Here is a 22333-nt window from a genome sequence, read left to right as displayed (position 1 = left end):
ATCCTATGAAAATAACAAAGCTTGAAAAAGGCATTTCCTTAAAAAGACCACTTGAAGGAGGAAATGAAGAACAAATAAAAGTTGTACGACAAGTGCTTTCGGATGTTAAGACACAGGGAGATGCGGCGTTACGCACCTATACTGAGCGATGGGATGGCTATGTCCCTAAAAATTTACGTGTCTCTGAAGAAGAAATACAAGAAGCAGTAAGTGAACTCGATCCTCAACTATATAAAGACTTAGCGGAAGCAGCAGAAAATATTCGTTTTTATCATGAACAACAGATACGTTCAGGGTATCACCTAGAACTGGGAGATGGTTCTTGGTTAGGCCAACGGGTAACAGCTTTAGATGCAGTAGGACTATATGTTCCAGGTGGTACAGCTGCCTACCCTTCATCAGTCTTGATGAATGTAATACCAGCGCAGGTTGCAGGGGTGAAACGTATTGTTATTACTTCACCTGCAGGGCCAAATGGGAAACTACCAGCAGGTGTACTTGTGGCGGCTCACCTTTTAGGGATTGATGAGATTTATAAAGTTGGTGGGGCACAAGCAATAGCTGCACTTGCCTATGGCACGGAAACAATTTCCCCAGTCGATAAAATAACAGGTCCAGGAAATATTTATGTGGCACTTGCCAAACGTGAGGTATTTGGAGAAGTAGCCATTGATATGATTGCGGGACCGAGTGAAATTGCTGTGCTGGCTGATGACACAGCCTATCCTGATGAAATTGCTGCAGACCTTTTATCACAAGCAGAGCATGATCCACTAGCTTGTTCAATTCTTGTCACAACCTCAGAGCAATTAGCCAAAAAAGTAGCTGAGGAAGTAGAGAAGCAGCTGCTGAACTTACCGCGTCAAGAAGTAGCTCGTGCTTCCATAGAGAAATTTGGGGTAATTTATGTAGCTGAAACATTGGCAGATGCAGTGGAAGCCATTAATTCATTAGCACCAGAGCATTTAGAAATTGTGATGGAAAATGAAGAGGCGTTAGTTGAGCAAATAAGACATGCTGGTGGTATTTTTATAGGTCGGTATAGTTCTGAGCCAGTTGGTGATTATTTTGCAGGGACCAATCATGTACTTCCAACTAATAGTACGGCTCGTTTTGCGAGTGGCTTAAATGTTGATGATTTTGTGAAAAAATCAAGTATTGTTTACTATAGTGAAAAAACCTGGAGAGACAACGCACCAAAAATTGCACGTTTAGCGCGTATGGAAGGCTTAGAGGGCCATGCTCGTGCAGTGGAATCACGTGGATGGGAGAAGGAATAGGACGATGACAGAAAAGAAACGATATGCAAAGATAGAGCGTACAACGAATGAAACGCAAATTTCTGTAGCAATTGATTTAGATGGTGAAGGCAAGGCAGATATCCAAACAGGCGTGGGGTTTATGGACCATATGCTTGACTTATTTATTAAGCATGGACTATTTAACGGCACAATACATGCAAATGGCGATACTTATATTGATGATCACCATACAACAGAGGACCTTGGTATTGTATTAGGACAGGCTGTTCGAGAAGCACTTGGTGATAAAAAAGGCATAAAACGCTATGGTAACGCCTTTGTACCGATGGATGACGCACTAGCTCAGGTAGTGGTCGATTGCTCGAATCGACCTCATCTAGAGTACCGTGTGCCAGCATTAAAAGAAAAAGTAGGAACGTTTGATACAGAATTAGTGCATGAATTTTTATGGAAATTTGCCCTTGAGGCAAGGATGAACGTTCATGTAATTGTACCTTATGGACAGAATACACATCACATTATTGAGGCAATTTTCAAAGCATTAGCACGTGCGATTGATGCCGCAGTGGAAATTGACCCGCGTGTTAAAGGCGTACCATCGACTAAGGGGCTGTTGACGTGAAAATAGGTGTCATTGATTATGGAATGGGTAATTTATTTAGTGTGGAGCAGGCATTAAAAAGGCTAGGCTGTGAAGTTATTATAACTGCTGATGAGAAGGCATTAGATACAGCTGACGCACTTTTATTACCAGGGGTGGGTGCATTCCCTGATGCCAGAAAGCGTTTAGCTGAAACAAACTTAGATCAATATTTACAGAAGGCACAAAGAGAAAACCGTCCACTTTTAGGAATTTGTCTAGGTATGCAATTATTATTCGAGCAAAGTGATGAAGTAACCCCAACAAAAGGGCTAGGGTTTTTCAAGGGGTGTATTAAACGCTTTAGTGGTAGCCAAGAGGGCCAAGCATACAGAGTACCACATATGGGGTGGAATGAACTAATTGTGACAAATCGTCCTGCATGGTTACACAATGAAGTATCAGCGAAGCATGTCTATTTTGTTCACTCCTTTTATGCAACAGATATCGTAGAATCAGAGCTTGTTGCCTATGCTGATTACTTCGGCATTCAAGTACCTGGTATTGTGATGAATGGTTCTGTGACTGGCATGCAATTTCACCCTGAAAAATCAGGGGAATTAGGTGTTTATTTATTAGAGCAATGGTTGGAAGGTGTGAAGGCATGCTAACAAAACGTATTATTCCATGTCTTGATGTGAAAGAAGGTCGTGTTGTAAAAGGTATACAATTTGTCTCTATCCGTGATGCAGGAGATCCAGTGGAGCTTGCGAAGTTCTATGATGAACAAGGAGCAGATGAGCTTGTATTTTTAGATATTTCTGCATCACATGAAGGTCGAGAAACGATGGTAGATGTGGTTCGTCAAACAGCGGCTACGCTTGCCATACCCTTTACTGTTGGCGGAGGTATTCGTACGTTGGATGATATGAAGCGTATTTTACGAGCGGGTGCTGATAAAGTTTCAGTGAATACATCCGCGCTGGAAAGACCTGCCCTTATACAGGAAGGCTCTGATTACTTTGGCGCACAATGCATTGTTGTAGCAATCGATGCTCGCTATAGTGAGGAAGATAGCACATGGATGGTTTATACACATGGTGGTCGCAACAAAACCCCTTGGTCAGCCATTGAGTGGGCCAAAGAGGCTGTACGCTTAGGAGCTGGTGAGATTTTATTAACAAGTATGAATCAAGATGGAGAAAAATCAGGCTTTGATTTAGCCTTAACCAAAGCAGTGCGTGAAGCTGTGACAGTCCCTGTGATTGCTAGTGGTGGAGCGGGACATGCCGAACATTTTTACGAAGTATTAGCACAAGAGGTAGATGCAGATGCTGCACTAGCAGCCTCTATCTTCCATTATAAAGAAACAAGTGTAGCGCAAGTAAAGGAATACTTACGTGCAAAAGGAGTGGCAGTAAGATGATAGAGAACATTCAATTTGATGAGAGAGGTCTTGTTACAGCTGTAGTACAAGATGCCAATACAAAAGAGGTATTAACAGTAGCTTATATGAATAAGGAGTCATTAGCTAAAACAATTGACTCAGGGGAAACTTGGTTTTATTCTCGTTCCCGTCAAGAGCTTTGGCATAAGGGAGCAACAAGTGGCCATACACAACAGGTGGTTTCAATCAAAGCGGATTGCGATCAAGATGCTTTAATAGTGGAGGTTCTACCGACAGGGCCAGCATGTCATAATGGGACAATTTCTTGCTTCACTGAGGTTATTCAGCAAAAAGAGAAGGTAGGCTCTGTGGACATCGTTTCTAAACTTGCTCGTGTCATCGAAAAGCGAGAGCAGGAAATGCCAGAAGGAGCGTACACTACATATTTATTTGATAAGGGCATTGATAAAATCTGTAAAAAGGTTGGGGAAGAAGCAACAGAGGTGGTCATTGGTGCCAAAAACCGAGATGCTGAGGAAGTAAAATGGGAGGCAGCTGATTTAATTTATCACCTACTCGTATTATTACAAGAACAAAAAGTAAGCATTTATGATGTTCTGCATGTGTTGGAAAAACGTCACGAGGAGAAATAACAGCATATTATTGATTGTGTGGTATAATAGGAGTTACTGTGTAAAGGAACGTAGAATACGTTCCTTATTTCTTGTTTCGGAGGAAATATATTGGAAAAGAAACGTCAAAATGAGACTCAATCGAATATAGTGTCGTTCATTCCAACAGGCGACTATTATTATAAGAAATCAATTCAAGCAATGAACAGTGGACAAATGAATAAAGCCTATAAATATTTACAGCGTGCGGTAGATTTAAGTCCCGACGATCCAATGATTATCTTGCAGTTAGCCATAGTAGAGTTAGAAGGTCAACGTTTTGAGGAAGCGTATGACCTACTTCGTCGCGCCTATCAAATTGATCCAGATAATCCAGAAATCATATTTTACATGGCAGAAGTATCAGGGTGTGTAGGAATCATGCATGATGCAAAACGCTTTGCAGAAGAATATTTAAAGCTAGAACCTGAGGGTGCTTATGCCGATGAAGCAGCAGAAATATTAGAGTTTGTCGCTTTTGAGCAAGATGATTTTGAAGAGCTTGAAGGCTCTGGTGAGGATTTATATCGTCAGGAGCAAGCTCGTCGTTGTATGGAAAAGGGAGATTTTCCTGAAGCTATTACTATTTTAGAAGATTTAATTGAAGATCGACCAGCATTTTGGTCAGCCTATAATAATCTAGCACTCGCTTATTTTTATGTTGGAGAAGAAGAGCAAGCAAAGGCTCTCTTGCATACAGTGCTACGTGAAAATAAGGGCAATCTACATGCATTATGCAATTTAACGGTAATTGCGTATTATGAAAAAAATGAAGATGATTTACAAGAACTGTTAAATGTTCTTGTTAAAATTCAACCCTATACTTGGGAGCATCGTTATAAACTTGGTGCTACCTTAGCCTTAATCAGCCAATATGAATTAGCCTATAAATGGTTGCGCAGCATGCAAAAGAGAGGCTATGTAGGAGATGCAGGATTTTACTTTTGGCTGTCACATGCTGCTTATTTCTCAGGTCATGAGGAGATTTCGAAAAGTGCGTGGGATCAGCTTCTAGAGCTAGACCCAGACAAAGAGGGCTTCGAACCTTGGCGCCAACAAGAAAATGAATTTGGACTTGATGCATTGGAGCATGATCGTGATTTTATCGTTGAAAAATTAGAGAGCACTTATACGAGTGAGCGCATTTTTGGTTTATTTTTACTGAAAGGTACAGCGCATAAGCAAGAAATTATCGCCCATCCGAAATGGATTAATATTGAACAATTAGGCTCTTTTGAAAAATTGTTTTTAGCTTATGCACTTGGACATGAATTTGATAAGAAAAATAAAGTAGAAGCAAGCTTTTTACGATCAGTACAGGTCTCAGAAATTTTATTAGAACAATATGGAAAGCTATCATCATTAATTGTACCGCTGTTTCAAATGTGGTTTGTGCTATGTGAACAAGCTTTAATAGAAAATTATCGTTTTACAAATCCAACAGCAATTGCAGGAGCAAATGATTATTTATTCAGATCTTCACAAATGCTTAAAGTGACAAAAAAGGAAATTGCGCAGCAATATGGAGTTTCTGTATCTACTTTATCAAAGTATATTGACGAAATCTTAACGTTTTTGCCAAACAGTCATGATTAATGTGTGAGCAACATAGTTGAATAACTTTATACTTTCACATACGATGAACATACTAACGCTATCACCAATTTTTCCTTAGCGTCATTGATCTTCTTCTATAGATGACGTTATATGTATTGGTTGAATGAAGATAAAAAGTATTCTGTTTAGGGGGAAGTATTTATGTCGGAAGAAAAAATTTATGATGTAGTAATTATTGGTGCAGGTCCTGCTGGGATGACTGCCGCTGTTTATACATCTCGTGCAAATTTGTCTACTTTAATGATTGAACGTGGCATTCCTGGTGGACAAATGGCAAACACTGAAGAAGTAGAAAACTACCCAGGTTTTGAGACAATTTTAGGACCAGAGCTTTCTACAAAAATGTTTGAGCATGCTAAAAAATTTGGTGCTGAATATGCCTATGGTGATGTAACGGAAGTCATCGATGGAGAAGAATATAAAACAATTAAATCAGGTGCAAAAGAATATAAAACACGTGCCATTATTATCACCACTGGTGCTGAGTATAAAAAAATGGGTGTGCCTGGTGAAAAAGAGCTTGGTGGCCGTGGTGTCAGCTACTGTGCAGTATGTGATGGAGCATTCTTTAAACAAAAAAATCTAGTTGTCGTAGGTGGCGGAGATTCAGCTGTTGAAGAGGGTGTTTATTTAACTCGCTTTGCTGATAAAGTGACAATTGTCCACCGTCGTGATAAATTACGTGCACAAAAAATTCTCCAAGATCGTGCCTTTGCCAATGAAAAAATTGATTTCATTTGGAATGCAACTGTAAAAGAAATCAATGAAGCGAATGGTAAAGTTGGCAGTGTAACACTACAATCAACTGTCGATGGTACAGAATCTGAATTTGCTACAGATGGTGTTTTCGTCTATATAGGTATGCTTCCGTTAACGAAACCATTTGAGTCATTAGGTATTTTAAATGAGGCTGGCTATATTTTGACAAACGAAACGATGGAAACAAAAATCCCAGGTATCTTTGCAGCTGGAGATGTTCGTGAAAAATCACTTCGTCAAATTGTAACAGCAACTGGTGACGGTAGTATTGCCGCGCAAGCTGTTCAACATTATGTAGAAGAGCTATTAGAGAAAATTAATGCCTAATAGGGCTATTTTAAGGAAAAAAATACAATTTTAATGTGGTTTTAATATTGCTGTAACTTGAATGACATATAAAAGGTGTATGATTAAAAATGTAATTAGCAATCCCCCTTTTATTTTGTTTAGTAGGTTGTTTCCGCCTCCAATAGGTGGGAGCAACCTACTTTTTTATGTGTAAAAAATCAAATAATAATATCACGATAAACGTAAATTTCGCCCAAGATGAAATGGTTATCTTTGAATAGAACTAAATTGTTAATTGTCTGCGTACAAGAGTTGTAAATGAGGACAAAACTTACAAGGTCTTGTTATAATGAAGAGTAGAATGCAAAAGTGATTAGAGGTGTGCCTATGCAAAGAATTGCAAATTTAATTGCCGTAAAAGACGGTAAAGTATTATTACTTCAGAAACCAAGACGAGGCTGGTATGTAGCTCCAGGAGGGAAAATGGAGAGTGGCGAGTCAATCTTCGAGGCTGCTATTCGAGAGTTTCAAGAAGAGACAAACGTCATACCTTTACATGTTCATTTAAAGGGTGTTTATACGATGATCATTAAAGAAAACAATGACGTAGTGGATGAATGGATGCTCTATACATTTGTTGCAAAGGATGTAGATGGAGTACCATTCGAAGAAACAAGAGAAGGCAAACTTGCATGGCACCCAGTAGAGGATTTAGCACATTTGCCAATGGCTGAAGGAGATCGAACTAATTTACAATTTGCTGTTTCGCAATCAGGCATTCAGTATGGCACGTTTGACTATACAACGAATTTTGAATTACTTCATCAGAAAATACAAATTTCAAAAGAACAATAAAGGAGTTGCATGACAGTGGTGGTTGAAGGCCAACAAAGTACACATGAATTGGTTATTATTACAGGAATGTCTGGGGCTGGGAAAACAGTAGCTATTCAAAGCTTTGAGGATTTAGGGTATTACTGTATTGATAATTTACCACCTGCGTTACTTACAACTTTTTTAACCTTATTAAGAGATTCTGGTAAAAACAGTACCCGAATTGCAGCAGTAATGGATATGCGCGGAGGAGACTTTTTTGATGCTCTAATTGGCGCATTAGACCATATACTAAAAGAAGGCGATATTGTTGCTCGTATTTTATTTTTAGATGCAGATGATGCCACATTAGTCAGACGGTATAAAGAAACGAGACGTGCACATCCATTAGCAGTGAATGGTTTACCTCTAGATGGAATTAAACAGGAACGAGTACTTTTATCTGAAGTAAAGGGTCGTGCCAATTTTGTTTATAACACATCTAACATGAAACCAAAGCAATTACGTGAAAAAATCGTAAAAGAATTTGCAAGTGAGGCAGATACTATTTTTACCGTTAACATTATGTCCTTTGGCTTTAAACATGGTATGCCGATTGATGCGGACTTAGTGTTTGATGTTCGTTTTCTTAAAAACCCATACTATGTGGAGGAGCTACGTCCAAAAACGGGTCTTCAAACAGAGGTATCTTCTTATGTGTTAGCGTTGGAAGATACGCAAATCCTTATACAAAAACTGACGGATTTATTAGACTTTATGATTCCTCTCTATCGACAAGAAGGTAAATCACAGCTTGTTATTGCTTTTGGTTGTACTGGGGGCCAGCATCGCTCCGTGACATTAGCAGAATTTTTTGGTGCATATTTTGCGGGCAAGGAAAATACGGTTATTACGCATCGTGATATTAATCGTAGAAAGGAATGAGTGAATGGGGAAAAAGCAAACAAAGCTTGTGGTAATTGGTGGTGGCACAGGGCTCTCCACGTTACTTCGCGGTCTGAAGCATCACCCATTTGATATTACTGCTATTGTAACAGTAGCAGATGATGGTGGATCTTCAGGTCGTTTACGTGATGATTACGATATCCCACCGCCTGGCGATGTACGTAATGTGATTGCAGCATTATCAGATATTGAGCCCCTTGTAGAGCAAATGTTTCAATACCGTTTTTCGGCATCTGAAGACTTACGAGGTCACTCCTTAGGGAATTTAATGCTTACAGCCCTTACTGATATTACTGGTGATTTCAATCATGCTATCAGTGAGATGGGAAAGGTTTTAAAAGTTCATGGTCGAGTTATTCCAGCAGCTAATAAAAAAATCACCTTACATGCTGTGCTTGAGGACGGTTCAATTATCGAGGGAGAATCAAAAATCCCGACAGCGACGAAACGCATTAATCGCGTTTTTTTAGTACCTGAAAATGTGCAACCGTTGCCAGAAGCTATTCGTGCAATACTTCGTGCAGACTATATTTTAATAGGACCAGGAAGCTTATATACAAGTATTATTCCGAATTTGCTTGTTAAGGAAATAGGTGAAGCAGTTGTTAAGGCTAAAGGAAGAAAAATATATGTTTGTAATTTAATGACACAAAAGGGTGAAACCATTTCTTATACAGCAGGCGATCATGTAACAGCCATACATAAGCATGTTGGCCATGATTTTATCGATTCCATTTTAGTAAATGATGAAGAACTCCCTAACCCTGTAAAAGAACTGTATAAAGAAGAAAGAGCGGAACCAGTAACATTTGACGTAGCAAAGCTTGAAAGTATGGGTTTAGAAGTTATCAAACGAGACATTGCTACAATTCGACCTGATGGAACGGTTCGACATAATGCTACAAATGTTGCAGAATGGCTGGTAGATTATGCTGATATTTACCATCAAAAAGTAAGAGGACCAATAATAGAAACATAATGGCTTTATTGTATATGGTAAGATGAACATATACATAGAAATCATGATTGAAAGGGGGGCGTGATATGTCTTTTGCTTCTGAAACAAAAAAAGAATTGACACAAATAGAAGCGGACAATCATTGTATGAAAGCAGAAGTTTCTGCCCTAATTCGTATGAATGGTTCATTATCCTTTGCAAATAAACAACTAAGCTTAGACGTGCAAACCGAAAACGCTGCAATTGCCAGAAGACTATATACGATTATGAAAAAATTGTATCCGTACAATGTTGAATTACTTGTTCGTAAGAAAATGCGATTGAAAAAAAATAATGTGTATATATGCCGTGTAAGAGAAGGAGCGCGTGAGCTATTAATTGATTTAGAAATCATCTCAGACGACTTTCAATTTAACCATACTATCTCAAGAAAGCTCATTCAAAAGAGCGGCCAAAAAAGAGCTTATTTAAGAGGAGCCTTTTTAGCAGGAGGTTCCGTCAATAATCCAGAAACATCGGCTTATCATTTAGAGGTTTATTCTTTATATAAAGAACATGGTGAGGCATTAATGGATTTGATGAATGAATTTGAACTCAATGCCAAAACAATTGAACGTAAAAAAGGCTTTGTAACTTACTTAAAAGAAGCAGAAAAAATTTCAGATTTCCTTAATATTGTTGGAGCGCATCAGGCTATGATGAAATTTGAAGATGTTCGGATTTTGCGAGATATGCGTAATAGTGTCAACCGTATTGTGAACTGTGAAACTGCCAATTTAAATAAAACCATTGGAGCAGCATTACGGCAGGTTGAGAATATTCGATTTATTGAAAATTCAATTGGTCTTGATCAACTACCGGAGAAGCTTCGTGAAATAGCACGTCTCCGTGTTGAATACCAAGATGTGACATTAAAAGAGCTTGGTGAAATGGTATCTAGTGGAACGGTTAGTAAATCAGGTGTTAACCATCGATTGAGAAAAATTGATGAGATTGCGGATGCATTAAGGCGTGGTGAAAAAATAGGTGGTTAAGTTATCATACTTTTCAGGTATGAATGTCATGCTAATCGCTTATTGTTCTTTTGCCAGTAAGTAAGGTAAGATAAAACTAATAGACGAACGGTAGTGAAGGGGAGTTTTGAGAATGATTGAGAGAAGAGTCCAGGTTAAATTAAAATTAGGACTACAAGCTAGACAAGCAGCACTATTTGTGCAAGAAGCAAATCGTTTTAGTGCTGATATCTTTCTAGAAAAAGATGAGAAAAAAGTAAATGCCAAATCCATTATGGGTGTTATGAGCTTAGCAGTTGCTAAAGGTACCGAAGTGACTTTAAGCAGTGAAGGTAACGATGCTGAGCAAGCGGTTACAGCATTGGCAACAATTATTGAAAATGAAGATTAACATTCATTAAATACAAAAGGCATCACAGAGCAATTCTGTGATGCCTTCTATTTTTTATTTATTATCGCTACGGTGCATAATATGATCGATTAAACCGTATTCTTTTGCACGTTCAGCAGTCATGAAGTTATCACGATCTGTGTCTCTTGCAATGACTTCAAGTGGTTGACCAGTGCGTTCAGATAAAATGCCATTTAATTTCTCACGTAAGAATAGAATACGTTTAGCAGCAATTTCAATTTCTGTCGCTTGACCTTGTGCACCACCTAGTGGTTGGTGAATCATGACTTCAGCATTTGGTAAGGCAAAACGTTTACCGGGTTCTCCAGCTGCAAGTAGGAAAGCACCCATTGATGCAGCCATACCAATACAAATTGTTTGTACCTGTGGTTTAATGATTTGCATTGTGTCATAGATAGCCATACCAGCCGTAATGGATCCGCCAGGTGAGTTAATATAAAGAGAGATATCTTTATCTGGATCTTCTGCTTGTAGGAAAAGAAGCTGAGCGACAATGGAGTTAGCAACATTGTCATCAATAGCACTTCCTAAAAGGATAATACGGTCTTTAAGTAGACGTGAATAAATGTCATATGCACGCTCACCACGACTAGTTTGTTCAATAACTGTAGGAATTAAATTCATGTTAAATCCTCCTTAAAAAGCTAAATTCGAATACCTTTGCTGAAAATTTTCCTTTGTATTTCAGCTGTATCCTTATCATACACATTATAGTCAGGGAAGGTCAAATATTAACCCTGCTAAAGTGAAATTAAAAAAAATAAATTGTTTTTGCATTCTATGGTTGAATTATATAGGATAGGCTTGTATAATGATTAAGGTTATAAGGTTTAAAGTACAGGACACTATTTTGCAGGTATGCTTCAAAAATGAGGGTTATCTACATCATGCTTTTCGTAAGCCTAGAGTGAGTACTTTTTTTTTGTGTCTTTTGCCCTCGTGGTGTAATGGATAACACGTAAGATTCCGGTTCTTGCACTGGGGGTTCGATTCCCTCCGAGGGCGCCATTTTACTGATCAATTGATATACTGTTATAGCTCATCTCCTAATAAGTAGTTTAGCAGCCTGCTTACTGGAGATCGAGAGGAAGAATAAAGGGAATACTGTCCTAGTTGGCATTATTCCCCTATTTATTCCTTTCAAACCTTCAAAAAAGCAACAACTCCAAATTATTTTTTAGTGAACATACTGTACGTGAGACTAGTAATAGTCGAAAAAAAAGAATCCTATCTGAGGGGATTCTTTTTTTTTGCCTAAATTTATCGAAATTTGGCATGGTTCTTATTGTATATATATTAGTTTTAGGTTAATTTTCTTGTTATTTATACATGTTTTTTCAAATTATATGAATTTATTATAAATTTATATGAAAAAATATTTAATTTTATGCGAAAAGTTGTTGTCTAAATACTATAATGTTAATATAATTGACCTAATAGTCTAACATTTCCGAATTGCGAAAAATAATACGTAATTCGGAAAATTATCGAACTAGGGGGAAATACAATGAAAAAAACAGGTTGGATGTTACTGATGATTATTGCAGCTTTAACATTAGCACTTGCAGGTTGTGGTACAAAAGATGATGCATCTTCAGGTAGCTCATCTTCAGAAGATGGTGGAGATGGCAAAAAAGTTTACAAAGTAGGTACTGAGGCAACTTTTGCACCATTTGAATCTGTTGACGATTCAGGGAAAATTGTAGGGATTGATGTCGATATTCTACAAGCTATCGCAGATGAGATGGACTTTGAGGTTGAGTGGAATAATATTGGATGGGAGCCAGTGTTCCAAACAATTAAGAACGGTGAAACAGATATCGGTGCTTCTGGAATCACAATTACGGAAGAGCGTAAAGAATCATTTGATTTTACAGAACCGTATTATGAGTCTCAGTTATTAATTGTTGTGAAAGAAGATTCAAAGATTAAATCTCTTGATGAATTAAAAGATAAAAAAGTATCTGTACAAATCAATGCAACTGGTCATATGGCAGCGAAAAAGCTACAAGGGGAAGCAAGTACAAATATTATGGCTTTTGAAAGTCAGCCAATCGCTATCCAAGAGATGCTAAATGGTAATGTTGATGCAGCTATCGGAGATAATGCAGTAGTTTATGAATATATCAAAGCTCACCCAGATCAAAAACTAAAAGTAATTGAAGATGATGCATTCGAAAAAGAATACTATGGCTTCATGGTTCAAAAAGGGAATAAAGAATTGCTAGATAAATTAAACGAAGGTCTTAAAAAGATTAAAGAAAACGGTAAATTAAAAGAAATTACAGGCATTGATTTTCAATAAAAATGAATGAAATGATGCTACTAACATAGTAACTGTGCTAACAGCTCATTTATTAATTGTAATTTAAAGGGGAATGGGGTTTTCGGATGGACATCTTTGACTTACGCTGGGACATTGTCTGGAACTACCGAGATATGTTTATACGAGGTATTGGCGTAACACTTATTTTGACACTTAGTGGTTATTTTGGCGGTATTCTATTAGGACTATTTTTAGGCCTTGGAAAATTATCGAGTAAAAAATGGATTTATTGGCCATCTAAACTATATATCGATTTATTCCGTGGAACACCGATGCTTGTACAAATCTTGTTAATTCACTTAGCAGTTATTCCAACAATTTTTGGTCATTCTTTAGGTTATATGGTATCAGGGATTACAGCGCTTATTTTAAACTGTGCTGCTTATAATGCGGAAATTTTCCGTGCAGGGATTCAAAGTATTGCAAAAGGGCAAATGGAGGCTGCTCGCTCTCTTGGATTAACGCATAACCAAGCGATGCGTAAGGTCATTTTACCTCAAGCATTTAGACGTATGATTCCGCCATTGGGCAATGAATTTATTGCATTATTAAAAGATTCTTCACTCGTAACTGTAATTGCAGCACCAGATATTTTATACGCTAGTAAGGTCGTAGCTGGTGCAAGCTTCCGCTTCTGGGAACCGTATATCGTTGCAGCATTATTATATTTAGTGTTGACATATGGTGTAACGAAGATTGTAGCATTTATCGAGAAACGATTTAGCAATAGCTATGTCCCTCGTAAAGCTAAGGTAGAAGGGCGGGAAGCTAGATGATAAAAATTGAAAACCTACACAAATACTTTGGCAAGCTTGAAGTATTAAAAGGAATCGATTATGAAATTCAAGAAAAACAAGTTGTCTGTGTTATTGGGCCGTCTGGTTCAGGAAAAAGTACATTTCTCCGTTGCATCAATATGTTAGAAGAAGTAACGGATGGTGCTATTTATATTGAAAATGTAAAAATTAATGATCCTAAAACGAATATCAATGAAATTCGCGCTGAAGTGGGTATGGTGTTTCAACAATTTAACTTATTCCCGCATATGACAGTTATCGATAATGTCACGATGGCACCTATGCAAATTCGTAAAATGAATCGTACAGACGCAGAAGCTTTAGGACATGAGCTATTAAAAAAGGTCGGGCTCGACAGCAAGGCCTATAATTATCCTGAGCAGCTATCAGGTGGTCAGCAACAACGTGTGGCGATTGCTCGTGCCTTAGCAATGAAGCCAAAAGCTATTTTATTTGACGAGCCAACTTCAGCACTTGACCCTGAAATGGTAAAAGAGGTGCTAGATGTTATGAAAAATCTAGCAGCTGAAGGGATGACAATGGTAGTTGTGACACATGAAATGGGCTTTGCTCGTGAAGTAGGTGATCGAGTAGTCTTCATGGATGGGGGCTATATTGTAGAAGAAGGGTCTCCAGAGGAACTATTCGGCAATCCCCAAAGCGACCGTACGAAAGCGTTTTTAGGAAAAGTATTATAAAGCTGAAAAAGCGAACGACATGCTCGTTCGCTTTTTTTGTGCTGTTCTTATTTAATGAAGGGGATTAGATGTTGTGTCGAATGCATTCAGCATCGTTTGCATATCCTGTTGGGAATACTGAGGCACCTGATAATAGCCGTGTTTATTTTGATAAATGGATAATTCGTATCCCATTTCAATACAGTTAGGAATACTATCCGCAACAACGCGACGAACTACAGGGTTTGTTGTCTCCAACGCAGCAGTTGTCATACATTTCGCTGCTCCTTTTTGAGCTCCAAGTAAAAATCCAGAAATAGCTTCATCATTAATTTCATTAGCGTTTTGCATCGGCTTTTTTGGTTGACCAGGATTTAGGCCATATTTGAAATCATTTCCTGTTTCCATTTGGTAGCGTCCTGTTGGAACAGATGGATCGTGTCCTGTTTTAAAGGACTCTACGATCGTATTGTACATACCAAGAGTGAAATTATATTGGCGATCCAAAATGTTGAGTAATTCAGGATCTTTTACATGGGGACGCAAAATAATCGCTTGGTTCATACCTGCAATAATTTCGCCAATTGTTTCATGCATGTCCATCATTTCATGTCCACCATGATTTAGGCTATGTTGTTGATTTAAATTTGTTTGGTTTGATGATTCATTGTAAAACGATTGTGACAAAAAAAACGCCTCCTCAATAATTTTTTGTTGCAGTATTTAGTATGTCGTGTCAATTCAATTTCATACGGTATAAATGTAAAGGTAAAAATGTAGACTAAAGATAGAAGGAAAAGCAAGTCAAGGAGGATTAAAATTGAAAAAGTTACTTGGACCAATTGGAATAATTGTCATCATTCTTGTTGTAATCGCCTTATTATTTATACCTAAATACAATAGTCTGGTGACAGCCGAGGAAAATGTTGATTCTAAATGGGCACAAGTTGAAAATCAGCTCCAACGTCGCTATGATTTGATTCCCAATCTAGTGGAATCTGTGAAAGGCTATGCGAATCATGAGCAAGAGGTGATAGCGAATATTACGGAGGCACGTGCACAAATGGGAAGTGCAAGCTCACCAGAGGAGCAAGCTGTTGCCAATGATGCTTTAACTGGCGCTCTTAGTCGTTTACTAGTAGTTGTAGAAAATTACCCAAACTTAAAGGCAGATGCAAACTTCCGCCAGTTAATGGATGAGCTAGCAGGTACAGAAAATCGTCTGGCAGTAGCACGTGAGGATTACAATAATGAGGTGCAGCAATTCAATAAACATGTTAAACGTTTCCCGGGGAATTTGATGGCAGGGATGTTTGGCTTTGAACAAAAAGAATACTTTAAAGCCACAGCAGGAGCGGACAAAGCACCATCTATCGATTTTAGTCAATCGGGTACACAATAATGAAACGTTGCATTGTACAGATGATCATCGTTTGTTCGTTGCTTCTTTTTTTCTCGAATCTAGCAGAAGCAACGATGCCATCACCGATGAAAAATACGTATATACATGACTTTGCCAATGTAATTTCTGCGAATGTCAAAGAAGAGATAAATCAATATTCTGAGCAGTTGGATCAAGGCACGGGTGCTGAAATCATGGTAGTCACAGTTGATAGTCTTCATGGACAAGAGCCGAAAATGTATGCGACAAAATTGATTCGGTCATGGGGCATTGGTGACAAGGATAAAAATAACGGTGTCCTAATTTTAGCTACCTTAGGTCAAGGGGAAGGAAATAACGACGTTGTAATTGCCGTGGGTCAGGGACTAGAAGGAGCATTACCAGATGGTAAATTAGGACGCATTTTAGATAATGCATTTTATCCCTCAGCAAGTGCTGGTAATCTAGACCAAGCTTTTCAAGCAACCTATTCTGAAGTTTTCCGCGCTGTTGCCCAAGAGTATAATTGGAACGGTGATTTGCCAGAGCAAACAAAAGAAGAGGATGACATACCCACTTGGTTAATTATCCTAATCATTATCGTTGTTATTATTATCTATTCATTCTTTTCGAAAGGCGGCGGAGGTCCTCGCTCTGGAGGCTATGGCGGTTATCCAGGAAGTTTTGGTGGAGGACATTCGAGTAGAGGGGGCTTTGGCGGATTTGGTGGCGGATCTTCTGCTGGTGGGGGAGCAAGCAGGAAATTTTAATAGAGGTATGGCGAACTATTCTATATAGTTCGCTTTCATTTTGGCTTAATTAAAAACCTCTCAATTATTGACAATAATGCTAGAATTGTTATAATTTAAATATATCGACAAACGATATAGCGTAAACTGATATAGGGAGGAATCATTTTGAAAAAAAGATTTTTATCTGCATCGTTAGCAATTATTTTAACAACCTCTGTAGTTATTCCTGCAACAATGCAAGAAGTCCGTGCTGCAAATGAAACTAATAGCACAGTAACAGCACAAGAAGAACATGTGTCAGCGCAGGAATTTTTGAATTTAGCTGTAACAACTTTAACATTCCAGCACGGTTCAGATTCAATGCGTCAACAAATTATTGATAAATGGGTCAAGGCTGGAGAATTCACAGATTTAAGTTTGACAATTAAACGTGATGAAGCGGCTCGTATTTTAGTTAGAGCGTTAAATAAAGAAGAAAAAGAAGCTTCACTTGCTGACTATTTAGAGAAGGCCAATAAGATTGGTTTATTTAATGGCTTATCATTAAATACAGAAGCAATTTCAAAAAAAGATGCAGTAAAAATATTAAACAATGCAAAACAAATAAAAAATGGTTCCAATCATGAAGGTGTAAAGGAAATTTCAGTTGAAGACTTTATGAAAAATCCTGGTAATTTTGGTTATGAACTTTCGCCAGATGGCAATTACATTACTTTTTCCTCTGCTTGGGAGAACAGAGCGAATGTTTTCGTGAAAAAGATGAATGATGATAGTGAGCCTGTTCGTGTTTCCAATTCAAAAGATCGAGACGTTGCAGGATTTTACTGGAAGGATAATAATTTACTCTACGTAAAGGATAAAGGTGGAGATGAAAACTTCCATATTTATTCTACAACATTTAATGGCTCTGAGGAAAAAGATCTAACGCCATATCCAAATGTCACAGTTGGGATATTAAGTGGCCTACAGGGTGTTAAAGATGAAATTCTTATCATGATGAATAAGGAAGATGCAACAGTTTTTGATGTCTACAAGTTGAATGTAAAGACTGGGGAAACAACTCACGTTGCAAAAAATCCGGGTAATATTACGAGCTGGCTAGCCGATCGCAATGGAAATGTGCGAATTGCCGTAGCCTCAGATGGTGTGGAAGGAACGATCCTTTATCGAGATTCTGAAAAGGATGAATTCAAGCCATTTATTGAAATGGAAGCTGGAGATGAAGTAATGCCACTAGCTTTCTCAAAAGACAATCAATACATTTACGCTACATCTAACAAAGGTAGAGACAAAGTAGAAGTTGTGAAATACGACTTAAAAGGTAATGAAGAAGTAATTATGTCTAATGATCAAGTAGATGTTTCTGGTGTCTTATATAGTGCCGAACACGATAAATTGCTATATGGTGCGTATATAACAGATAAACCACATTACCAATTCTTTGACGAGAACTTTGAAAAGCTTTTCCGTAAAATCCAAAGCAAGCTGAATGTGCATGAAAGTGAGCTTGGTATCAATGATTACAATAAAGAAATGACCAAATTTATTGTGAGTGTTTCAAGTGATACTGTCTATGGAAAATATTATTATTACGATTCTACGACAGATGAATTAACCGAGTTGGCCACTTTAAGCCCTTGGTTAAATCCGAATGAACTGGCAGAAATGCATCCAATTTCATATAAGAGCCGAGATGGCTTAACGATTAATGGCTATTTAACTTTACCGAAAAATAAAGAAGCAAAAGATCTCCCTCTTATTGTCAATCCTCATGGTGGGCCTTGGGCACGTGATATGTGGGGCTTCAACCCAGAAGTACAATTATTAGCTAATCGTGGCTATGCAGTGCTACAGGTGAATTTCCGTTCATCAACTGGATATGGTAAAGAATTCCTTCAGGCTGGTAATAAGCAATGGGGTCTGAAGATTCAAGATGACATCACTGATGGTGTCCAATGGGCAATTGACCAAGGCATTGCAGACCCTGATCGCATCGGTATTTATGGGGCATCATTTGGTGGTTATGCAACATTAGCGGGTATTACGTATACACCTGATTTATATGCTGCTGCAGTTGATTATGTAGGGGTATCTAACATATTTACATTATTAAATACCATCCCTCCTTACTGGGAAACTATGCGTAACATGTTTTATGAGCGCGTAGGTCATCCAGAGAAAGACAAAGAATTGTTAACTGCTGTTTCACCAGTTTTCCATGCAGATAAAATCAAAACACCATTATTTGTCGCACAAGGAGCAAATGACCCACGTGTAAACAAAGCAGAATCCGATCAAATTGTGGAAGCCTTACGCGCTAGAGGTGTGGATGTAGAGTACATGCTAAAAGATAATGAAGGACATGGCTTTGCAAATGAAGAAAATAGAATTGAATTCTATAATGCCATGGTAAAATTCTTCGATAGTCATTTAAAATAATTTAAAACGAAAGGCATTGATGTGTAGCTTGCTCACAATCAATGCCTTTTTTTATTACAATAGGTGAATGGGATTTGGATAGCGCATTTTACGTTCAAATGATGAAATGCACAGTGCTAGTTCCTCAATACCAGTATAAATTAATGGTTCATCTACCTGAGAAATACTTAAACGAATAAGATTATCTTTTTTAAATTCTGGTAGATACATTCTAGCAGCGTCATCCATCAATATATTTTTTTCCTTTAATAAATGAACCACCTGCCTAGCACTTACATTATCAGGAAGAACAACGGAAAGATAAAAGCCTGATACTGGTTTCGTATAGTTAGTAGAGGTGGGAAGTAATGATTCGCAAGCCTCCTGTAAAACGCTCATTTTTCTTACATAAAGCTCTTTAATCTTTTTAATATGACTATTAAACATACCGCTTTTTAAATAAATGTCTAAGGCACCCTGCGAGAGCACAGAGCTATTGAAATCAGCACTAAATTTATAACGTAGAAAATGATTTGTCATTATAGTGGGAAGGACGACTGTCGCTACTCTTAAACCCGGAAGAAATACCTTTGAAAAGCTTTTAATATAAATAACCCTGCCAGTGGGATTAAAAGAAAAAAACGGATCCGCTTTTTTATTAGGATCTAAATCTCCTAAAAAATCATCCTCCACAATATAAACATCATATTTTTCTGCTAATTCCACAATCTTTCTTTTTTCGTCATTTGTATAGCTATGACCAAGAGGATTATGGAATCTCGGCACAGTATAAAAAAACTTAATGTCATTATTGCGAAAAATATAGTCAAGACGATCTAAATCAATGCCCTCCATTGTTAAATCAATCCCAAAAGTTGTAGCTTGTTGCAGATGGACAGATTCTATAAAACCAAAATAGGTAGGCTGTTCTATTAATATATTATTTTTACCATTCGGAAAAGGCATTGCCGCTAGTAAATGTAATGCTTGCTGTGAGCCCGAGACAACAAATAATCGATCAGGTTCAGTAAAGACCTGTAAGTCCTGTAGATACTTAGCCAATTGTACACGCAGCGAGTAAAGCCCTAGCTGATCACTATAACTAAATAATTCTTCTTTATATGTGTCAATAGCTTGATTGATGCAATGCTGAAATTCAATATAGGGCATAATGCTTTTGTCTGGGCCAGCTGATAAAAAATCAATAACTTGTTGGTTTGTAGTTGGTTGCTCTATGTTATTCACAACATAATAGCCACTTTTGGGTTTGGAAAAAATAAGATGCTCCTTTTCTAATTCATTATACGCTCTTATCACTGTATTTTTACTGCAGGAAAATTGCTCAGACAGTTGTCGAACGGAAGGTAGTTTACTGCCTGCAAGGAGCACACCATTAGCAAGCTGCTCTTTAATGTCCTCTACAACTTCTAAATATTTTGCAATCATCATCCTTCCTCCTTTATCTGTACCAGGACAGTTGGTAGAAAATTCTGTTTATTTTTGAGATAGCGCCACTTACTATGGATTATACCAGGGACAGATGGAGAGGAAAATGAAAGGATGAGAACATGCAGGATAAAAGAAAAGAAAAAATAGGTTTGCTGTTAGGATTTGTGGGCGTAATTTGCTTTAGTCTAACGTTACCCGCAACAAGTACAGCTGTACCATATTTTGGAGCGACGATTGTAGGATTGGGGAGAGCTGTCATTGCGGCGTTCATCGTAGCCATTGTTTTACTTGTAAGAAAAGAAAGACTACCGACTGCTAGACAATTTAAAAGCTTGATAATAGTATCCTTTGGCGCTGTATTAGGGTTTCCTTTACTTACATCTTGGGCAATGATAAGGTTACCAGTTTCTCACGGAGCGGTAGAATTAGCACTTTTACCTTTAGCGACTGCGGGCTTTGCTTTATTCAGAGCAGGTGAACGTCCCTCATTTAAGTTTTGGTTATCGAGTGTTATTGGGGCTATAGCCGTTATTATTTATGCTAGCTTTTTAGGCTTAGGCCAATTACATATGGCAGATCTAGCATTATTAGCAGCAGTTGTAATATTAGGTCTTAGCTATGCAGAAGGAGGACAGTTAGCGAAGGAATTAGGGAGCTGGCAGGTGATTGCTTGGGCTATTTTGATGGCGGCTCCCTTTTTTATTGTCCCTGTCATTTCCCAATTTTCCTTGGAAATGCTACATGCCCCTCTTACAGCGTGGGTTAGCCTGTTATATTTAGCTGTTGTCAGTCAGTTTTTAGCATATGTTGCTTGGTATGGGGGAATGGCTTTAGGAGGTATTGCAAGAGTTAGTCAGATCCAATATTTACAGCCATTTTTAATGATTCTTTTTGCTACGCTATTTTTAAATGAATCCATCTCTTGGTTTACGATCGTCGTGGCAATGATTGTCGTGATTTCCGTCATTGTTGGCAAAAATACAACCATTACAAAGAAGGATGCTAAGACAGCTCAAATAAACATCATCAAAGAATAGTAGCCGTTTCTACATTGCCACATCGTTTATAATAAAGGAGGAGGTGCTATCTATGAAGATTCAATTTTTTAGTCGGGCGAATTGTCCTTTATGTGTAGAAGGATTACAGACATTAAAGCTTGTTCAGGAAGATGTTCTATTTGATATTGAAATAATTGATATAGAGCAGGATGATCGTATACATGAAAAATATATGCTAATGATTCCGGTAGTTGAAAAAGAGGGTGTCGTCATTCAGTATGGTCATTTAGATTATGCCACGTTAATGGAGCGATTAGGCAGTTAATCTACTGAAAGTATAAAGAATTATTAACGGTATAAATGACTTTATTATTAGCTGTCATTCTCACAATTCACAAATTGTTCAATGAAAGCGGTTTGAATTTGAACAGTTTGTGAAGACCTTCACATTAGACTTTCTTTTCCTAAAAATCGGAGTAGAATAGGTATCAAGTAAGAAGTTGTTATAAAACAGTTTAGCAAATGTATCACAAATTTTAGTGGTTGTTATATTACAAAAATGAATGATGTGAAGGGAGATTTTACAATGTGGGTTATTACAGTATTTGAGAAAAAGGACGTTCGTATTTTTGAATTTACAAATAAAACTGAAGCAACAAAAGCTTTAGAAGGTTTTAAAAAGAATGCGATTTTATCTTTCACTAAATAAGTTCAACAAAGTCTTGTAGCTGTTTTTAGAGCTATGAGGCTTTTTTTTATCCAGAACAATACAACTACTTGCACTTTAAAACAATGCATATTATAATAAA

At 37.7% G+C, this 22333-nt stretch carries 24 protein-coding genes and 1 tRNA gene; 22 read left to right on the top strand and 3 right to left on the bottom strand.

The features are described from left to right. Positions 1-5: 5 nt before the first annotated feature. From hisD to NYE73_RS20145, 12 genes are all read left to right on the top strand, one after another. A complete protein-coding gene (gene hisD / locus NYE73_RS20200; RefSeq protein WP_259949820.1) occupies positions 6-1280 on the top strand; it encodes a histidinol dehydrogenase in 1275 nt (424 codons plus the stop codon). Positions 1281-1284: 4 nt separating this feature from the next. Further along, positions 1285-1884: an imidazoleglycerol-phosphate dehydratase HisB gene (hisB, locus tag NYE73_RS20195; RefSeq protein ID WP_004227994.1), complete on the top strand. Its 600-nt coding sequence runs from the start codon at positions 1285-1287 to the stop codon at positions 1882-1884. Then, positions 1881-2513 (top strand): imidazole glycerol phosphate synthase subunit HisH, encoded by a 633-nt coding sequence (gene hisH, locus NYE73_RS20190; protein ID WP_048390850.1) that lies wholly within the window; start codon positions 1881-1883, stop codon positions 2511-2513. Before hisB ends, hisH begins: the two co-directional genes overlap by 4 nt. Next, the gene (gene hisF, locus NYE73_RS20185) at positions 2507-3268 is read left to right on the top strand and encodes an imidazole glycerol phosphate synthase subunit HisF (RefSeq protein WP_259949819.1); all 762 of its coding nucleotides are present in this window, start codon (positions 2507-2509) and stop codon (positions 3266-3268) included. Before hisH ends, hisF begins: the two co-directional genes overlap by 7 nt. Next, a complete protein-coding gene (hisIE, locus tag NYE73_RS20180) occupies positions 3265-3882 on the top strand; it encodes a bifunctional phosphoribosyl-AMP cyclohydrolase/phosphoribosyl-ATP diphosphatase HisIE (RefSeq protein WP_048390853.1) in 618 nt (205 codons plus the stop codon). The genes hisF and hisIE overlap by 4 nt, the downstream gene beginning before the upstream one ends. A 90-nt stretch (positions 3883-3972) precedes the next feature. Further along, on the top strand, positions 3973-5496 hold the full coding sequence (locus NYE73_RS20175) for a tetratricopeptide repeat protein (protein WP_048390855.1): 1524 nt from the start codon (positions 3973-3975) through the stop codon (positions 5494-5496). 162 nt (positions 5497-5658) lie between these two features. After that, complete coding sequence (gene trxB / locus NYE73_RS20170) at positions 5659-6603, top strand: thioredoxin-disulfide reductase (protein ID WP_259949818.1); 945 nt, start codon at positions 5659-5661, stop codon at positions 6601-6603. Between the two features lie 348 nt (positions 6604-6951). After that, a complete protein-coding gene (locus tag NYE73_RS20165) occupies positions 6952-7419 on the top strand; it encodes an NUDIX hydrolase (RefSeq protein ID WP_048390859.1) in 468 nt (155 codons plus the stop codon). Between the two features lie 9 nt (positions 7420-7428). After that, the gene (rapZ, locus tag NYE73_RS20160; RefSeq protein WP_054549566.1) at positions 7429-8322 is read left to right on the top strand and encodes an RNase adapter RapZ; all 894 of its coding nucleotides are present in this window, start codon (positions 7429-7431) and stop codon (positions 8320-8322) included. Positions 8323-8326: 4 nt separating this feature from the next. Beyond that, positions 8327-9322 (top strand): gluconeogenesis factor YvcK family protein, encoded by a 996-nt coding sequence (locus NYE73_RS20155; RefSeq protein ID WP_054549565.1) that lies wholly within the window; start codon positions 8327-8329, stop codon positions 9320-9322. A 65-nt stretch (positions 9323-9387) separates the two neighbouring features. Next, the gene (whiA, locus tag NYE73_RS20150; RefSeq protein WP_004228019.1) at positions 9388-10335 is read left to right on the top strand and encodes a DNA-binding protein WhiA; all 948 of its coding nucleotides are present in this window, start codon (positions 9388-9390) and stop codon (positions 10333-10335) included. A 112-nt stretch (positions 10336-10447) separates the two neighbouring features. Next, positions 10448-10705: an HPr family phosphocarrier protein gene (locus NYE73_RS20145; protein WP_004228023.1), complete on the top strand. Its 258-nt coding sequence runs from the start codon at positions 10448-10450 to the stop codon at positions 10703-10705. Between the two features lie 54 nt (positions 10706-10759). Here NYE73_RS20145 and clpP read toward each other — a convergent pair whose 3' ends face one another. Beyond that, on the bottom strand, positions 10760-11350 hold the full coding sequence (gene clpP / locus NYE73_RS20140) for an ATP-dependent Clp endopeptidase proteolytic subunit ClpP (RefSeq protein WP_004228025.1): 591 nt from the start codon (positions 11348-11350) through the stop codon (positions 10760-10762). Between the two features lie 309 nt (positions 11351-11659). Here clpP and NYE73_RS20135 point away from each other — a divergent pair. The 4 genes from NYE73_RS20135 (at position 11660) to NYE73_RS20120 (ending at position 14547) form a co-directional block, all read left to right on the top strand. Then, positions 11660-11734 (top strand) — tRNA-Arg (locus tag NYE73_RS20135). A 499-nt stretch (positions 11735-12233) separates the two neighbouring features. Beyond that, positions 12234-13031 (top strand): basic amino acid ABC transporter substrate-binding protein, encoded by a 798-nt coding sequence (locus NYE73_RS20130; protein WP_004228033.1) that lies wholly within the window; start codon positions 12234-12236, stop codon positions 13029-13031. 86 nt (positions 13032-13117) lie between these two features. Continuing rightward, complete coding sequence (locus NYE73_RS20125; RefSeq protein WP_004228035.1) at positions 13118-13828, top strand: amino acid ABC transporter permease; 711 nt, start codon at positions 13118-13120, stop codon at positions 13826-13828. Then, complete coding sequence (locus tag NYE73_RS20120; protein ID WP_048390865.1) at positions 13825-14547, top strand: amino acid ABC transporter ATP-binding protein; 723 nt, start codon at positions 13825-13827, stop codon at positions 14545-14547. Before NYE73_RS20125 ends, NYE73_RS20120 begins: the two co-directional genes overlap by 4 nt. A 51-nt stretch (positions 14548-14598) precedes the next feature. Here the strand turns inward: NYE73_RS20120 and NYE73_RS20115 are convergent, their stop codons facing one another. Next, positions 14599-15213, bottom strand: coding sequence for a spore coat protein (locus NYE73_RS20115; protein ID WP_004228038.1), 615 nt, complete (start codon positions 15211-15213; stop codon positions 14599-14601). Positions 15214-15346: 133 nt separating this feature from the next. On the opposite strand from NYE73_RS20115, the gene NYE73_RS20110 reads away from it, so the two are divergent. The 3 genes from NYE73_RS20110 to NYE73_RS20100 all read left to right on the top strand — a co-directional run bounded on the left by NYE73_RS20110 (position 15347) and on the right by NYE73_RS20100 (position 19098). After that, entirely contained in the window at positions 15347-15928 is a 582-nt protein-coding gene (locus NYE73_RS20110) for a LemA family protein (RefSeq protein ID WP_259949813.1), read from the top strand. Next, positions 15928-16677 (top strand): TPM domain-containing protein, encoded by a 750-nt coding sequence (locus NYE73_RS20105; RefSeq protein ID WP_259949811.1) that lies wholly within the window; start codon positions 15928-15930, stop codon positions 16675-16677. The genes NYE73_RS20110 and NYE73_RS20105 overlap by 1 nt, the downstream gene beginning before the upstream one ends. Positions 16678-16824: 147 nt before the next feature. Beyond that, positions 16825-19098, top strand: a complete 2274-nt coding sequence (locus NYE73_RS20100; protein ID WP_259949810.1) for a S9 family peptidase — start codon at positions 16825-16827, stop codon at positions 19096-19098. 54 nt (positions 19099-19152) lie between these two features. Here NYE73_RS20100 and NYE73_RS20095 read toward each other — a convergent pair whose 3' ends face one another. After that, positions 19153-20523, bottom strand: coding sequence for an aminotransferase-like domain-containing protein (locus NYE73_RS20095; protein ID WP_259949809.1), 1371 nt, complete (start codon positions 20521-20523; stop codon positions 19153-19155). A 122-nt stretch (positions 20524-20645) separates the two neighbouring features. Here NYE73_RS20095 and NYE73_RS20090 point away from each other — a divergent pair, with 122 nt between their 5' ends. From NYE73_RS20090 to NYE73_RS20080, 3 genes are all read left to right on the top strand, one after another. Next, positions 20646-21563, top strand: coding sequence for a DMT family transporter (locus tag NYE73_RS20090; protein WP_054549561.1), 918 nt, complete (start codon positions 20646-20648; stop codon positions 21561-21563). Between the two features lie 52 nt (positions 21564-21615). Next, a complete protein-coding gene (locus tag NYE73_RS20085) occupies positions 21616-21849 on the top strand; it encodes a glutaredoxin family protein (protein WP_048390876.1) in 234 nt (77 codons plus the stop codon). A gap of 261 nt (positions 21850-22110) precedes the next feature. Next, a complete protein-coding gene (locus NYE73_RS20080; protein WP_004228055.1) occupies positions 22111-22233 on the top strand; it encodes a hypothetical protein in 123 nt (40 codons plus the stop codon). The last annotated feature ends 100 nt before the right edge of the window (positions 22234-22333 follow it).

It is taken from the genome of Lysinibacillus sp. FSL K6-0102 (assembly GCF_038003545.1).
GTDB lineage: Bacteria > Bacillota > Bacilli > Bacillales_A > Planococcaceae > Lysinibacillus > Lysinibacillus capsici.
This window is presented reverse-complemented; position numbering and strand designations above follow the sequence as displayed.

Excerpts from the sequence above, each read along its gene's own strand:
- hisD (WP_259949820.1), top strand. The coding sequence starts at position 6 with ATGAAAATAACAAAGCTTGAAAAAGGCATTTCCTTAAAAAGACCACTT.
- hisB (WP_004227994.1), top strand. The coding sequence starts at position 1,285 with ATGACAGAAAAGAAACGATATGCAAAGATAGAGCGTACAACGAATGAA.
- hisF (WP_259949819.1), top strand. The coding sequence starts at position 2,507 with ATGCTAACAAAACGTATTATTCCATGTCTTGATGTGAAAGAAGGTCGT.
- hisIE (WP_048390853.1), top strand. The coding sequence starts at position 3,265 with ATGATAGAGAACATTCAATTTGATGAGAGAGGTCTTGTTACAGCTGTA.
- trxB (WP_259949818.1), top strand. The coding sequence starts at position 5,659 with ATGTCGGAAGAAAAAATTTATGATGTAGTAATTATTGGTGCAGGTCCT.
- NYE73_RS20165 (WP_048390859.1), top strand. The coding sequence starts at position 6,952 with ATGCAAAGAATTGCAAATTTAATTGCCGTAAAAGACGGTAAAGTATTA.
- rapZ (WP_054549566.1), top strand. The coding sequence starts at position 7,429 with ATGACAGTGGTGGTTGAAGGCCAACAAAGTACACATGAATTGGTTATT.
- NYE73_RS20155 (WP_054549565.1), top strand. The coding sequence starts at position 8,327 with ATGGGGAAAAAGCAAACAAAGCTTGTGGTAATTGGTGGTGGCACAGGG.
- whiA (WP_004228019.1), top strand. The coding sequence starts at position 9,388 with ATGTCTTTTGCTTCTGAAACAAAAAAAGAATTGACACAAATAGAAGCG.
- NYE73_RS20145 (WP_004228023.1), top strand. The coding sequence starts at position 10,448 with ATGATTGAGAGAAGAGTCCAGGTTAAATTAAAATTAGGACTACAAGCT.
- clpP (WP_004228025.1), bottom strand. The coding sequence starts at position 11,350 with ATGAATTTAATTCCTACAGTTATTGAACAAACTAGTCGTGGTGAGCGT.
- NYE73_RS20130 (WP_004228033.1), top strand. The coding sequence starts at position 12,234 with ATGAAAAAAACAGGTTGGATGTTACTGATGATTATTGCAGCTTTAACA.
- NYE73_RS20125 (WP_004228035.1), top strand. The coding sequence starts at position 13,118 with ATGGACATCTTTGACTTACGCTGGGACATTGTCTGGAACTACCGAGAT.
- NYE73_RS20120 (WP_048390865.1), top strand. The coding sequence starts at position 13,825 with ATGATAAAAATTGAAAACCTACACAAATACTTTGGCAAGCTTGAAGTA.
- NYE73_RS20105 (WP_259949811.1), top strand. The coding sequence starts at position 15,928 with ATGAAACGTTGCATTGTACAGATGATCATCGTTTGTTCGTTGCTTCTT.
- NYE73_RS20095 (WP_259949809.1), bottom strand. The coding sequence starts at position 20,523 with ATGATTGCAAAATATTTAGAAGTTGTAGAGGACATTAAAGAGCAGCTT.
- NYE73_RS20090 (WP_054549561.1), top strand. The coding sequence starts at position 20,646 with ATGCAGGATAAAAGAAAAGAAAAAATAGGTTTGCTGTTAGGATTTGTG.
- NYE73_RS20085 (WP_048390876.1), top strand. The coding sequence starts at position 21,616 with ATGAAGATTCAATTTTTTAGTCGGGCGAATTGTCCTTTATGTGTAGAA.
- NYE73_RS20080 (WP_004228055.1), top strand. The coding sequence starts at position 22,111 with ATGTGGGTTATTACAGTATTTGAGAAAAAGGACGTTCGTATTTTTGAA.